Below are 14643 nucleotides of genomic sequence, written 5' to 3' on the forward strand. Positions count from 1 at the left end.
TGCGCAGTTCTTCGGAGATCTGCGCTTCGCTCATCTGTCCCGAGCGGATGCAGGCAATCAGGCGCTCGAAGTGGCTCATGAAAGGCGAACCTTCACTGCGCCGGAGGTATGGTACAATCCACCAACCGGAATACCCCCGGCGGCGGCAGCTGTGTCATCTGCATAAGAGAATGACGGCAGATCAATAATTTGAAGGCCGCCGCCGATAGGGATCGTCACGCGATCAAAAGCAGACGCGCCAACGCCATATCCAAATGTGATCTGAGACGTACCACCGGGCAGTCCGCGAAACGCCATCCACGGCGAGCTTGCCGCTGCGTCGGAGCCATCCACGCTGCCACGGAGTCGGAATTCAGCGGAGGTCCAGTCAGACCCGGCAGCATAGCGATTGAACTCGATATGTCCGGCGAGGGCGTTCCCGCTTGCCGCTTCAAGAAGATAGCACTCCTGGCGCGCGTACTGCCCCGTTTCAAGGTCGCCCGCATTGACGTAAGTCCGACCTTCTTCGTCAACCTGAAAGGCCGTTCTCCCGTCAACTATCGCGGCGATATGGTTGTCGAATTGCCCGCCGCTGGCTTCAGTGATGAACAGTAGACCGTAACCAATCGTCCCAGTATCTGGCGTAGCGAAAAAGCCAAACGACGAATTGTTGACCGTATCGATGATGCCCATCTGCGTGCGGATATCGAGTAGTGTGGTGCCGCCACCGTCGATATGCTTCGTCGATCCTTCGTGCTGTCCCCAAAATCCGGTCCCACCGTTCCAACCGGCAACGTCAGTCAGGATTGCGCAGGCATCGGATGCCGCACCGGCTTGGCGAACCACCACGTTGAGCCCGTCTACCTCGCCTACATTTGTGCCGTCCTTAATGACCGACACATTGAAGCCGATATCGGCGTGGGCAGGGCCGTTGGAGAGCGAGCCTGTTGGGCGGAATTCGATACCAAGGCCGGAGAACTGCTCGCCGATATGCGCGCCGCGATCGAAAGGAGCGATACGTTGTCGTGCGCGGCGGCCGGATTCGGCAAGGTCATACACGTTGAAAACGACGGGCTCGCTACCTTCCGTCGTGTAGGTGACGCCGTATGGCGTGAAGTTGACGAGACCCGCCCCTTTTCCACCCTCTGTCGAAGCAAGGTCACCGCGCAATCCTGCATCGGCGCCAGTGCCTTCCGACATGACGATATTCTCGCCGGTCGCGTCAAAAACAGGGAACTTGCTCGCGCGCGCCGATGCAGATGGTAGGGAGGGGCCTTCCTCTCCCATCGGTACCTTGAAGCCGCGATCGATATCCCGCTTCAGAACCTGGTCGCGAAGGACTGATCGATCATAACCTTCGTTGACTGGTTCAGCCAACCAGGCGGAGCCGTCTTCGAATTGCAGGTCCTGAGTGAACAACGCGGCGAGATATGGTGTGATCGAAAGACCGTCGGCCGGCGCGGTAGAAAACGACACAGAACCACCACTGCCGCTGTTGATGCTGACCGTATAGTCGCCGGGATCAACGTCGCTTCCGTCGCTGTCGCGCACCAGGACGGCAACTTCAGCGGCAGTGGGGGCTTTGAACGTGAACGGGAACACTGTGGTCACGCCGTTCGCGATATAAGGCCCCGAAAATGCGTTGGTTGTAGAAACTGCCATTAAAAGCCTCGCCTAGTTGGCAAGGGATTACGGGAGGCAGTGCACGCGTTGAATCGCGCCTAGTCGTCGATCTTTCCGGTCGACAGGCCTTGGAGCCAATCACTGAAACCTTGCGGATTGGTATCGCCATATCCGACGTCGACCAGGAATTGCGTCGCGGATGCCACCTGCCCGGGCACAAGGCCGGTCAAATATCCAGCCGCTTCTAGAACATCCTTTGTTGCGTGTGGGGCATCTCCTCCGCTGGCCTCTTTGGCAACAGACCCGACCGCCTTCACAAAGGATTCGAGCGCGCGGGAAACAGGAGAAATGGAAGGCGCATAGTAGCGCGCGCCACGCGCAGCATTCCAAGCTGGCTCAAACACATCACGCACAGCGGGGATCGGCCCGATTGCGTTCGCAAGTAGTTTGCGCGCAACCCATTGCGTCCACCACTCATCATCGTCGGGCCCCGCATGAGCCCCGACTGCAGCGCGCAATACCTCAGTCAGCAACGGAGGAAGCACCAGCAGGAAAAAAGCTCGGGCAGCGAGCTTGGGAACATTCCGCCTTCGGCGCCGATCTACTCCCATCGCATCGCGCGCCAGTGTGCGCTCACGTTGATATTGCGCTGAGAAGAAGCTGTAGAACATGGTCATGAGCTTGAGAGCTTCACCCCAGTTTCCTGTCCCGCGCTGGATTGCCGCGAGATCTTTAGGGCCGCCAGCGCCCTGCGACTGCCGCACAGCCTTATCCGCTGCATAGGCGGCGTCTTGCTCACTCATCCCAGCCGCCAGCGCATTACTGTATCCTGCCATCCAAGTCGGGATTGATACGGCAAGATCCATGTAGCCGATGCCGTGGAAGAAGAACTTTCTCCCATCAATGACCGCTGCCGCAGCCTTGTTGGCTGGGTTAATACGGGAAAGTCGCGCGATTTCGGTACGGATGTCGCGATCGATGGTGTTCATCCGGTGACGCAATTCGTCGGACCGCTCCATCACCGCGCGCGCATGGCCCGGAATGTCCCGGTAAAACTGCGCAATAGCCTTCACCATGGCCGCTTCGCCGACAACTTCGAATGAGTTTGAATAGCCCGCGATCTGGGATACCATCGTGGTCGCCCGCAAACCCATGCCAACAGCTGTCGTGTTTGCGCGAAGCCTACCCAGCCACTTGCCGATCCCCTCGTTGCCAGCTCGCTCGACGGCCCATGAATTGGCGACGAACTTGATCCACGGGCGGAATTGCTTGCCGATCTCCTGTCCAAGAGCAGCATCGACAGCTCGGCGCACACGCTCGCTGGTCAGGAACCGGTTCACCTGGATTACCGCCTCGCGATGCGTGATGTCGTGGATCACCTCGCCGAGGTGCCGATTGATCACGCCGAGGTCGAGCAGGATCGGCATTTTTACCTGTTCGCTACGAGCTTTCGATGAGGATGCATTAGTGTTTGATTTCGAATATCGTGAATCCAGAAGGTCGCTTTCCTTGCCTGCGTTCTCCTGCGCCTTGTAGTTGCGCGACGTATTATACACTGCCGGATAGTACCCGCCGCGCATCTGGCCGTTGGTGCTGGTGTCGAACTTGCGTGCGCGAACCTTGCCTTGGGCCACGCCATTAACGCGCTTCTCCATTGCGGAGCTCTCCGGCCACAGCGAGTCGAACGTGTCCCATACGTTCTGGACGAATTGCCACTCTTCCTTGGTCAACGTCTGGTCGAGGTAGCCAACGAGGGCGCCCCCGTTGAGGCGATAGCCGTCGGCGAGGCGCTGAAGGTTGCCCTCGTTGCCGACGTTCAAGGCCATGGCGACAAGCTGCTGCCGGTTGAGCACCATGTTCCGCCCGGTCTCGACATCGATGAAGGGGAGGACCATGCGGTCCTGCCAGCGCGCCGCAACCTCCGGCGGGACCTCCTCGAAATGCGCCTTGATCCGGCTGAGGTAGTCCTTGAGCATATCCGCTTCGCGCGCCTGGGCCCTGGCAATCGGGCGGAACGCGATGCGATTGAAAACCCCATTCGGGTTTCCGTCGTCGAGCCAGTCGAACACCGTCTCCATCTTGAGAAGTGTGGCGTCGATGCCGGCTATGCCGCGGCCGATACTCTCCCACAGGCGCGGATCGGCCAGGTCGGCAGGAGGCTTGCCGCGCAGATTCTCGGCGCTCGCCACTGCTTCCTTCTCTATCTCTTCCCAGAGGCGTTCTTCCTGTCCGTCGATCAACATCTGCTTTCGACGGCCCAGATGCATGATCTGCTTGACCGCCTCGTCGAGCATGAGGATGTCCTCTACCGGCATCTTGCTCCAGTTTGTCAGGCCGATGGTGGCCTCGAAGGTTTCCGGCACGACAACATCGAAGCCTTCGGCCTCTCGGGCCGCAGCCCATGCGGCAAAGCTGCCCTTGCGCTTCTCGTAGATCTGCGACCGGCGCTTGAGGTCGACCGCCTCGAGAAGCATCTGCGCCTGCTCGAGATAGTCCTGGTCGATCGCCTTGCGCGTCTTGGCCTCGGCAATCTTCTCCATGCGCTTGCGCGCCGTCTCGACTTCGTCAGCGGCGACATAAGCCTCGGCAGCAAGTGCGTTGTTGAGCATCTGGAACTGCTTTTGCCGGTAGGCCTCGGCATGGTCCCCGGCAATCAATGCGGCCTCGGCAGCCTTACCAGCCTTCGCAGCATTCCGAGCATGGCGCACCAGCGCGCCGGGCGAAGCGACATCGATCCACTTGCCCGACCGCACCTTGCCGCGCGCCCAGTCGCGCGCGATCTGGTAGGGCAGGGGGCCGCGCCCGGTCTTCCGGCCTAGCGCCCGGATCTCGGAGGAGATGACCTCGCCGAGCTGCTCCGACTGCACCGCCTCCATGGCCTCGCGCTCGATCGATCCGTCGTTGAGTGGATCGCCGTAACGCCGGGCCATTTCGTTATCGGTTGCGGTTTCGATCGCACGAACCCGCATCGACCGCTGATCACCTCCTTCCTTGGCTTGCCTATGAGTGCGCTCGGCACCGATCAGGGCTTCGATCATTTCGGTTGCGGACGAATAGCCCGCCATCTCGGCGATGCTCTCAGGGTTCACCCCACCCTCGATGTAGAGCGGCGGCACGCGGCGCGGCAGCAGGTCGAGGGCGTCGAGCCCCATGCGGTCGACGAGCCATTCCTTGCTGATGCGGTTGCCGTCCTTCTTTGGGTCCATAGCAGCCAGGGCCCGGAACAGCGGGCTCGCCTCGATGCGGGCGGCTTCCTCTTCGCGAACCCCGCGGCGGGCCTCACGGTACCGCTCCGTCTCGCGCCGGCGGATGGTTGACATCACGCGCTCGAGCAGCTTGGCGTGAGCGGCTGCGTTCGCGTCCTCGGCCTTTGCCTGGTAGGCGGCGAATTCGGCCTTGCTCATTCCAGCGTCGGCAGCCTGCTTGAACAGGGCGTCGATGCCCTGGCGCTCACGTGCTGCGGCGATTTCCTCGTCGCTGGCGATCATGCGGTCGAAAACCTCGCGGATCTCCGGACTGATCTCGGAACGGAGGGCGGACACCGAGCGATAGATTGATAGCATCCACTGACGGACGTTCTCGAAGATGCGGGTGAGGGCGTTTGTCGGCGCCTTGCCCTCCATGAAGTACCGCTCGATGCCACGCGCGAACAGTTCATGCGCCTCGACCGGGATCGTGCCGTCTTCGGCGATGGCGTGGCCTGAGTGTGCGAACCACGACTGCACCGCGGCCCAATCGGTTCGAAGTTGCTCGGGCGCACTGGGCAGCGCAGCATCGGCAGCAAGTTCCTCAAGCCAAACGTGTCCCAGCTCGTGGATAGGCGTCGACAGATCTCGGCCCTTGAACAGCTCGATGACACGCTTGTTCTCGTCGAAGATCACGCGGCCGCGCGTCTCCTGATTGAATTTTTCAATCTTCCGCGCTACAGCTTGCTCCGAGGCGTCGGTGGAGCGAGCTGTGTCACCTTCACCCATAGAGCCGGTAGTGTCTGTCGTCGTATCGGCTACGCCTCCTTTCTTATTTCCCTGCTCGTAGGACCGACCGACAATGTCGACCTCCTGCGCCAGCCGTTCCACCGCGTCGCGAATGTCCTGGTCAGTCATGTCCGACGGCGAGTAGCCGGCGTCCTCGAGCATCTGGCGCAAATCCTCCGCAGAGGCTCGGACATCATCGGTCCGGGTCTCGGCATAGACAGGTTGGCCCGCGATCTCCCCGGCAATGGCGTCGAGCAGGCGCTGTGTGTCGAGCGTCGACGGGCCCTGTTCGTTCTGGATGTTTGCCAGATCCGGGAAGTACCCGGCCTCGATCGCGGCAAGAAGGGTATTATCGATGCCGAAATCACCATTGCCGGAGACACCGCCGGCCATCTCCACCTGGCGCGGATCGTACTCGCGAAGGAACTTTGCAGGTACGCCCATCGAGGCGAGGTCGCCGCCGACGTCGTTGACTCCGCCACGCTGGGCTATGAATTCAAGCAGCGACGGACCCACACCATATTCGACCGGCCGTCCTTCGCGCAGCGCATTGATGACCAGATCCAGCCGGTCGGCCGCCACTGCCTGCGCAACACCTTCAGGCAGAACTTGCCGCACAGCGAAGTTGTCGAAGTCCTGTGGTGACAGCTCCATTCCCAGCCGCTGGGCGCGTGTCTGGGCGCGCTGCACCGCGATCTCGGCATACTGGCGCGCGACTGGCGCGGTGTACCCTTCGCCGAACATGGCGGCAACGCGGTCGACGAGCTGGTCGCGCGTAGACCGTGCGGTCCGGTCGGCGCGCTCGCTCGCAGCCATTTCATCGGCTGCCCGGCTCATGACCTCGGCCATTGCATCATCGAAGGTCTGGGCTTCGCGAAAAGACATGCCGCCCTGCGACAGGCGCACGTCATCCTTGATTGCCTCCCACGCGGGCGTGCCGACGACGTCGGTCAGGAAGTCTTCGATCGGCATCACGACATCGCCGCCGGTGGCAGCCGCTTCCTGAGCGTCGGAGCCGGCAAACGGATCGCTGGCCGGATCATACCCTTCGGACTGGTTGAAGGACCGGATTGCTTCGCCCGGGATGAAGACGGAAGTTGCCCCTGCTTCCTCGGCATGCTCGCGCATCAGGGTGCGGAACGCCTCTGGATCGCGCTGCTTGAGCTTGGATGCCTCAGCGCCCTTTGCCATCTCATCCAGGGCGGTGCGTTCGGCGCGGGCGCGTCGCGCCTCGCTGGCCCGGCCTGCGACAGAAGCGGTCGCATCGGTGGCGCGCTGCGCAGCACCAATGACCAACGAGGTCGTTCCACTTCCGCCAAGGACAGCCAATGCAGTCTGACCAGCGGCTTCAGGGCGCTCTAAAAGGAAATCGCCGAAGGTCTTGTCGCGGTTCTCGGGTAGATAGGCCCAATCTGTAAGATCTTGCGTGAAGGTAGCGATTTGTTCGCCGGTCATTTCCTGACCAAGCTCTCGCAGAAATGCCTTTCCCCACGGCATCTTGCGTGTGATCATCTCACCGAGGATACCGATCGGGATCTTCTCGGTGAGCGCCTCGGTTGTACCTTGGGCGAACGCATAGGGAATGGCTGATGCAGTCGAGAGTCCTTTAGCCTTTGCCGATTCGTATGCTGTCGACCCAGTCATCACGCCGATGGCGGTGGAGCCCAGTTCAGGGTTCCTGGTCGCGAGGGCGATGGCGGTCAGTGGAATACTGTCGACGCCTTGGAGCAGCCCTTCTGTGATACCGGTCGCGCCGCGGACCCGATTTCTTCCAGCTTCAGCCCGATCACCCCATGCATCACTAATGGCCTGCCGCTGTCGCACCGAAGTATTCAACGCGCCTTCAGGATCAAGAATTGACCAGCCAGTCGCTTGAGCAAGGCCGGACATCCCCGCATTGATCGGAGACTGCGCGAGTTCGTTTATGTCGACAATGCGGTTCCACGTCGCTGCAACGCCTTGCCCAGCCAGAGGAAGACCTGAATGGAAGACGCGCGACGGTACCTTGCTGATAAAATCCCACGCCTGACCAAGCACGCCGAGGCTTTCATGGTCGTCGACTGCCATAGCCGCGCCGCGCGGATTTTTCGCTGCCCATTTCCCGACGGCGGGATATTGGCTTGCTATGTCGACCATCTTGCGGACCTGAAGGCCGCGCTCGGCTGCGTCTTCATTGCCCTGGACATCAAGAATGCTGGAGCCGGTATCGCGGGCGATCTTCTCGGTTCGCGCTACGGCATCGGGAGCAGGGGCGGAAAGCAGTCCATCACGGATCTGGTCATCACGCTGGCGCTCCATCTCGCGATCGAGCCAAGTGCTCGGCGCGTTTGACGTCGATGGCTTTCGGGGCTGGCGCGCCCCGGGAAGATAGGTTTCCAGTTCGGGGAATGGCGTCGGCATAGGTCCTCGCTTGACGAGCGGACCCTACGGGCGGCATCTAAAGCTTTGAATCGCAGAGGGGCTAGAGATGATAAGGATTTCGTTGGCGGCGCTTGGGTTGGTTGCAACACTTTCTGGCTGCACAACATTCAGTAACATGGACAAAGGGCTGGACGCACTACAAGGTCAGCCGATTGAAGCCGCTTTTGCCAAGATGGGCATGCCAAACAGTGAAGGTGTATTAGCGGGTCAGAAGGTTTATATTTGGAGCAATGCGTACAGCATGACGATGCCAACCCCGCAGACAACAAATTACCAAGGTACCGTTGGCACTACACCATATAGCGGGACAGCAAGCACCACGGCTTGGAAGACTTCTGAATATGAATGCACAATTCGTCTCTTCGTAGACGAAAGAGAGCGCATCAATAACTACGATTATTCTGGCAACATCGGCGGGTGTGGCACATATTCATCACGCCTCAAGCCGAGGCGTTAGCCCCCAGGCTTGCCCATAGCCTCCCAGGCTTTCTCGATCTCGTCGTCGCTCGGATCGCGACCGTTGGCTTTGCGGAAGCTGCGGACGATCTGGGCCCGGAAATTCGGTGAGAGGATCTGTGACGAGCGCTTCTCTCCGCCGATGCCAAAGACGTTCGTCGTTTTGACCGTGCGGGTCGCGTCACGGAACAGGCGATCGAAGTCGGCATCGCCCATTTCGCGCCGGCCGGATTCTTCGGCGGCGCGCTGCTCCATGTAACGACGAATACGGAAGGCCTCGGTCGGATCCTTGTCGACGTCGATGCCCGACCACTTCTTCGCGCGTGTGATCGCACTGTCGATGTTGCTGCGAAGATCCAGCGCCTTCGGGTTGTTCAGGTCCTGCTGCGCCTTGATCTGCGCTGTTGCCAGCTCGTCGAACTCACCAGCCGTCATGAACGGCTTGTACTTGGCGAGGTTGAGCCCTGCGAACTTGGCCTGATCGACACGGCCGCCAGCCGCCATGCGATGCAGCGCAACGACGGTCTCGCTATTGGCAGGCGGAGCTTCCGACTTCTTGAGCTGCTTCTCGATGTTCTGGAACTGGATTTGCTGATCCGGTCCGAGCGCGTTCCAGGTATCGCGCGGGATCATCGATGTGCGGAAGGTGTCGCCCGAGTTTGCAAGGATCGTCGTGGCAGATTCGTCGGCGGCCTTCCTCTGATCAGCCAGAAGTCCATCATCAGTCTTGACGCGCCTGTCGATTTCCTCCCGCGCACGCTGGGCGCGTTCCGGGGAGATTTCCCCGCGATCAACCGCAGCATCGATTGCTTTGTAGGCTGTCTGGCGCGTTGCCGACCAATCGCGCGCAGCTGGTGCGTAGGCCGTAGCCTGGGCGCCGAGAGCGGAAACATTCTTCGCGACGTAGTCTCGCGTCTCCTTGGGGGCATGAACCAGCCAGTCGGCGCCATAAGCATCGATAGCATCGTCGAGATTGCCAGGTCCCCAATTGTATGCCGCCCACATTTTGGCGAGGTCGCCGCCATAGCGCTTTTCCATAACAGCGCGGTATTCCTGCCCGACCCGTACATCATCGGCGGGCGTTCCATTCGACGGGCGAATACCGAAGCCGGGATCTTTCGCCGTCGCTGGCATGACCTGCATCAGCCCGCGCGCGCCAACCGGACTTACCGCATCCGGGTTTCCGCCGCTCTCAGATTGAACCGTTATCGCGTTCAGTCGATCTGCGGTAGGGGTGCCGCCGGCATCAGTAATGGCCGCCGGTTGGGGCGTGAGGCCCATGAAGTAATCGGCATCGGCGCTGGCAACGCGGTCCTGCATCGGTCCCTGCATGCGCGCCATCGTCTTGGCGTAGAGCGCGCCGGTCATCTCGTCTCGGTACGCCTTAACGTAGTGAGCGACCTCGACGAGGTCCGGATCGAGTGAGGCGAACATGCGGTCGAGGACGCCGCCATGCATTCTCGACATCGCAGCCTTCTCGGCGACGGCATAGGCATCAGGCATGGCCTCTTCGTCGAAGCCGTCGAACTGCAGCTGTCGGCGCACGCTGTCGCGTAGCTTGAGGCCAGCCTGATCGCGGAAGGCAGGATTGTCGGAGGACACGGCGGAATCGATCAGCGAGTCCTGCTCGACCTTGAAGCTGGCCGAGGTCTCGGCGCGGCTTTCCGCGAAGGCATGGCTTGCCCCGATGGACCGGGCAGAGCCGTCCAGCTCGATCAATCCCTGCTCGATCATCTGGCGCATGCGCGGCGATGTCGCGGAATTGAGCGTGGACTTGCGGATCTCGTCGAGGCCCTTGTCGAATTCTGGTTGCCCGGCGCGCGCGGCGCCGAGTTTCGTGGCCTTGTAGCGATCGAGCGCAGAAGAATATTCAACGCGCGCGTTGGCAAGCGCCAGCCGGGATTGCGTCTCGTCATTCTCGAGGTTGATCTTGTCCTGCGTGTCGGCCAGCTTCGAGAGACCGGCAAGGCCCTCGGCAATGATGCCAGCCGCACCGGGGCCCGACGGTGCCTGAAAGCGTTCGCGCGTGGTCTGGACCGGGCCGACCTGGCCGGGCTGATAAGTTGGAACCCTTGGCATGTCAGCCGTTCCCGAAGCTGTAGGCCGTGCCCATGTTCTTAGCCCCCGATCCAGCAGGACCCTTCAGGTCTTTGTACTGTTTGGCCCCAGAAAGCAGCGAGGAACCCATGTCGAGGCCACCCTTGATCAATGCCGCTGTCCCGGCCTGTCGCGATGCCGAGGCCTCACCCTCGTAGTTCGAGGCAGCAATGTCATGACCGCGCAGGTTCTGGGCACCTTGCTTGTAAATCCGCCCCACGTCCTCGCGGGCGAGCATCTCGGTGTCGTCGACGACGCCCGCTGCGGTGCCGAAGTCGACGCCAACCCCGGCAGCGGCCGCCCGCGCGCGCTGCGCGCCCTTGAGTTGTCCTACCTTGCGGTAGTGATCGAGTGCCGCCTGCCGCGTGTTCTCCAGCTCCTGCTGGCCCGCCTCGCGTTCCATGTCGGCATTGCGCTCGGCGATCTTCGCCTTGAAGCGCGCCTGGGCATTGGCGGCCAACGCGCCCACGCCTGCGCTGGCCGCCGCCATGCCGGCCGCCACAAGGGGAAGGGCTGCAGGACCGCACATCAGGATATTACCTTGCTGAAACGGCGAAACGCCACACCGCGGATCATGATCTCGTCCTCCTCGACGGTGAAACCCCAGCACTGAAGCAGCCGGATGGCTTGTCGATTACGGGAGGAAACTAGATTGCCGAGGCGCTGCAATGAATCGCCCAGCCGTGAGACGAAGCCCGGTCCCCACATCAACAGCTCCCGGCCATGCCGGTAGACCTCATCCGTGCCCAGAAACCACGGCGTGCCGAGCCCGTTGATCAGGTCCTCGACGACAACACCGAACATCGCCTCCGGTTTTCCATCGACGAGCGCTGTCCAAGCCTTGCCGCTGGTAGCAAGCCCCAGCCGCATCGCCTGCTTTGCGGTTCGGCCCATTGCCGCGCATTCCTCGCGGTCGACCTCGCGCAGACGATTGGCGATCATGTTGATGTGGCGAAACTCAGCCGGGACGACGGCGACGCGACTATCCATTGATGACGATGTCGCGCGAGACGCCAAGGACAGTCATCGGCAATGGCGCGTCGGAGCGGATCCAGCACGTGATCTCATCGCTGGCCTTGTTCGCCATGCCTACCACGTAGTCACCCGTCATGAGGTCGTCGGGCGCACCATAAGCCTCACTGGTCCGGTTCTTGACGAGGAACAGGTTGTTCGCGTCTGAACCTGCCTTGACGGACCGACTGTCGCGGAGCGTGAGGACCACATCGCCCACCTGCTGGCGGCGCCCTACGTTGAATCCTTTATTCGGGATGTTGATCCGCACCGGCAGCGGTTCGATGTCTGCCGTATAGGGAATGCCGAACGTAACCTTGCTCGCCGTCGGCTTGATCGATGGGAGGGTGACACTGCCGTTGGTGACAGTAAGGTCGTAAACGGCGACGCCATCGACCAGCCCGGCGACATCGGTGCGCCCCTCGAGATGCCACAGGCCCGAGAAGCTCGATTGCGGCTCGTCGAACTCGGCCGAAACTGCGCAGTCCAGATAGACGCAGTCGGACACATCGCTCCACAAGTGCGGCGCCAGCCGCTCCACGAACCGCTTGGTCACTCCGCCGACTTCGCGCTCGACGATGAAGTAGACGCGGTCCTCACCGCCTTCGGAGATCGCGATGCAGTCGAGGAAGGCGCCATCCGTCTCGCACAAGGTCCAACCCCAGACGTTCTGCTCTTGCTCCCAGGTGAAGCACAGCAACTTGCCGTCAGACCGGCAGGCCCAGATCAGCGAGCGGGGTTCCTGCGCGTAGCACCAGCTGACAATGTGGAACTCTTCGAAGAAGTGCGGCGAGAAGATCGACACGTCATTCGACTTCTGTCCGTCCACGTCGAACGAGTAGAAGATGCTGCGCACCGACGATCCGACCGACGGGATGTAGAAGATCACGTTGTCGACGACGATCGAACCAACACGCGATGATCCCCGGCCAATCTGGCGCTTGATCGACGGTGGCGAGTTCCCGACAAGGATTCCGCCCTGGCCGTCTCCGTCCACCGTGAAGATGGAATCGGACGAAAGCGCGAGGAGGCCGGTCGTCGACACTAGCTGATTGATCGAGTTCACGCGTCCGGCGACGATCGTGAATGAAAGGCTATCGTCTTCGCGCAGAGGCTGGGATCGATCCATGTTCTCGAGCTCCGCCGAGCGGGTGCCCCAGACGCCGTTGGGTACGTTGCGCGTGCGCGCCCACAAGCCGCGCTGCTCGAACAGGGTGACGGTCGAGGGGTAGTCATCGGCTGTGTCGCCGAACGGATTGTAGGCTTCCGGCGGCGCCTGATCGAGCGCCGGGCCGATGTTGTCGTCGCGGAAGGTCAGGCCGTCAGTGGTACCAATGTAGCCGAAGAACTGCGAGTTCTCCGCCTTGTACACCTTGTATCGGTCCGCACCGGTCACCGCCGACCAGGTGATCGTGTTGTAGTTGCGCTTGAGCGTCAGGTCATTGGTGACGGTGTCCTCGTTCGAGGCGCGGCTCTCCAGCCCGTCAGCATCGATCGCAGTAACGCAATAGGTAGCGGGCTGCGGGAAGTAGTTCTCGCCGTCGTTCGGATCATCGATATTGGGCGTCGTGCTCGTCGCATTGCAGCCCGTCGGAGCAGCCAGGGACGGCCCGAACGTCACGTCTACAAATTGCCAGGACGTGTGCCCTTCGCGGATCAACTTGCCCGGTGAATGGTCGATGTGGGCGAGATACATCGTGTCTGCGGTCTGCTCGAAATCGAGATCCGCCAGCTCCACGCCGTTGTAGGGCGAGCCCACCTGATAAATACGGGCGACACCCATCAGTAGAACCAGTACCAGCCGCCGCCGGGGATGATAACCGGAGGATCAGGATCGGGGACGGGATCGGGGACGGTCGGCGCGACCGGATCGGGATCGGGCGCAGAGGTGCGCGTGATGCCGCCGGTTGCGGACGTGAATGCATCCAACCCTGTTGTATCCGCATCAATCGTGAAGTTGTCGGTGTCGATCGATGAGACGACCGTCCACACACGGCCATTGAGCAGTTCGCCGATCTCGCCAGCAATGCCTGTCAGATAAACGCGATTGCCAGCCGAGTATCCGTGGTACGCTGCCGTGATCTGGGCATTGGCCGCGTTGGTGATAGCGGTAATTGCGAGCTCGTCCTCGATCAGCCGGCCGCCGTTCGCGCAAGGGCTCATATACCCCTGGCCCATTTCCAGCGCATAGGTCTGCGTGAGCGAGAACTGGAACGGTAGCAGGCGATTGGGCGCACTGTAGTCGAGCACCTCTGCGACAAGGTGCGTGCCAGGGCGCTTGGACATGCCGCCGTACTTTAGCACCATGACATTTCGGGCGCGGCGCACCGCCGATTGGTACGCATCGACATCGAAGCGGCCATGCAGGTGCGGGGCGAGTTCGCCCTTGCTGAAATTCGGTTGTGCGGCGCGGAAGTTGCTCACCGCATGATCCCCATGCGGGCGAGCTCAGCTTCCGAGACGTAGGAGGTCTGCCGCTGACCCATCCGGTTTTCCTCATGAGCAAGGGCCCGAGCCCGCGACAGCTCCGCCACCCTGATCAGGGACTCGGTGATCTTCGGTTCTTTACTGAGGGGCGTGGCGATGCGGACAGCCAGTTCATCTACGAATGCCTTTTGCATCAGCGCGCCGAGTTCGGACGCGGTAACGGTCGACGCCGTGTAGATCAGCGTGGCCGTCTCGACGTTCGTGTAGATCTTGTCGCCTTCGAACACGAAGCGCAGCGGGTAACCGGCCTGGAGCGGAAAATTGAAGGGCCCGCCTTCCGGCAGGTCGGTCGCATCATCCTCGACCCGGCGAATACCAAGGGGTGTCTCCATGTCGTTCGGGACCGCATAGGCATATAGCCATTCCGCCGGGCGATCATTGGCCACCTCGGCCAGCACGACGCGGCGGCGACCGAGTGGAATGTTGTCGGACCAGCTGATCATCTCGTCGAGCAGGGGCTGCGCGAAGCGCACGCACTCGCGCGATTCGAGCGTATCCTCGTTGAGGCTCTGGATCTGGCCCTTCGCGACATTGGCGAGAGCCCGGTTGCACAGCTGGATAAGGCTAGCCATGCGGCACACCTATCTACCAATGC

The 14643-nt window shown here is 61.5% G+C and carries 9 protein-coding genes; 1 reads left to right on the plus strand and 8 read right to left on the minus strand.

The window, feature by feature from the left end:
• Positions 1–75: 75 nt before the first annotated feature.
• A complete protein-coding gene (locus tag JI59_RS15700) occupies positions 76–1641 on the minus strand; it encodes a hypothetical protein (protein ID WP_007011692.1) in 1566 nt (521 codons plus the stop codon).
• 59 nt (positions 1642–1700) lie between these two features.
• Positions 1701–7976 (minus strand): hypothetical protein, encoded by a 6276-nt coding sequence (locus JI59_RS15705; RefSeq protein WP_038576321.1) that lies wholly within the window; start codon positions 7974–7976, stop codon positions 1701–1703.
• A 136-nt stretch (positions 7977–8112) separates the two neighbouring features.
• Here JI59_RS15705 and JI59_RS26795 point away from each other — a divergent pair, with 136 nt between their 5' ends.
• The gene (locus JI59_RS26795; protein WP_203226067.1) at positions 8113–8454 is read left to right on the plus strand and encodes a hypothetical protein; all 342 of its coding nucleotides are present in this window, start codon (positions 8113–8115) and stop codon (positions 8452–8454) included.
• Here the strand turns inward: JI59_RS26795 and JI59_RS15710 are convergent.
• From JI59_RS15710 to JI59_RS15735, 6 genes are read right to left on the minus strand one after another with little or no spacing between them, the layout of a single operon-like run.
• A complete protein-coding gene (locus JI59_RS15710) occupies positions 8451–10532 on the minus strand; it encodes a lytic transglycosylase domain-containing protein (RefSeq protein ID WP_007011689.1) in 2082 nt (693 codons plus the stop codon). The two genes, JI59_RS26795 and JI59_RS15710, sit on opposite strands and share 4 nt — an antisense overlap.
• Before the next feature lies 1 nt (position 10533).
• Complete coding sequence (locus tag JI59_RS15715; protein WP_038576324.1) at positions 10534–11079, minus strand: virion core protein, T7 gp14 family; 546 nt, start codon at positions 11077–11079, stop codon at positions 10534–10536.
• Complete coding sequence (locus tag JI59_RS15720) at positions 11079–11492, minus strand: hypothetical protein (RefSeq protein ID WP_239000569.1); 414 nt, start codon at positions 11490–11492, stop codon at positions 11079–11081. The genes JI59_RS15715 and JI59_RS15720 overlap by 1 nt, the downstream gene beginning before the upstream one ends.
• 40 nt (positions 11493–11532) lie before the next feature.
• Entirely contained in the window at positions 11533–13344 is a 1812-nt protein-coding gene (locus JI59_RS15725; RefSeq protein WP_038576326.1) for a phage tail protein, read from the minus strand.
• A complete protein-coding gene (locus JI59_RS15730; protein WP_007011685.1) occupies positions 13344–13985 on the minus strand; it encodes a hypothetical protein in 642 nt (213 codons plus the stop codon). The genes JI59_RS15725 and JI59_RS15730 overlap by 1 nt, the downstream gene beginning before the upstream one ends.
• Positions 13982–14620, minus strand: a complete 639-nt coding sequence (locus JI59_RS15735; protein ID WP_007011684.1) for a phage connector family protein — start codon at positions 14618–14620, stop codon at positions 13982–13984. The genes JI59_RS15730 and JI59_RS15735 overlap by 4 nt, the downstream gene beginning before the upstream one ends.
• Between the last annotated feature and the right edge of the window lie 23 nt (positions 14621–14643).

The sequence above is a fragment of the Novosphingobium pentaromativorans US6-1 genome (assembly GCF_000767465.1).
Classification (GTDB): domain Bacteria; phylum Pseudomonadota; class Alphaproteobacteria; order Sphingomonadales; family Sphingomonadaceae; genus Novosphingobium; species Novosphingobium pentaromativorans.

Coding starts and splice junctions, on each gene's coding strand:
- JI59_RS15700 (WP_007011692.1), bottom strand. CDS start 1,641: ATGGCAGTTTCTACAACCAACGCATTTTCGGGGCCTTATATCGCGAAC.
- JI59_RS15705 (WP_038576321.1), bottom strand. CDS start 7,976: ATGCCGACGCCATTCCCCGAACTGGAAACCTATCTTCCCGGGGCGCGC.
- JI59_RS26795 (WP_203226067.1), top strand. CDS start 8,113: ATGGACAAAGGGCTGGACGCACTACAAGGTCAGCCGATTGAAGCCGCT.
- JI59_RS15710 (WP_007011689.1), bottom strand. CDS start 10,532: ATGCCAAGGGTTCCAACTTATCAGCCCGGCCAGGTCGGCCCGGTCCAG.
- JI59_RS15715 (WP_038576324.1), bottom strand. CDS start 11,079: ATGTGCGGTCCTGCAGCCCTTCCCCTTGTGGCGGCCGGCATGGCGGCG.
- JI59_RS15720 (WP_239000569.1), bottom strand. CDS start 11,492: ATGATCGCCAATCGTCTGCGCGAGGTCGACCGCGAGGAATGCGCGGCA.
- JI59_RS15725 (WP_038576326.1), bottom strand. CDS start 13,344: ATGGGTGTCGCCCGTATTTATCAGGTGGGCTCGCCCTACAACGGCGTG.
- JI59_RS15735 (WP_007011684.1), bottom strand. CDS start 14,620: ATGGCTAGCCTTATCCAGCTGTGCAACCGGGCTCTCGCCAATGTCGCG.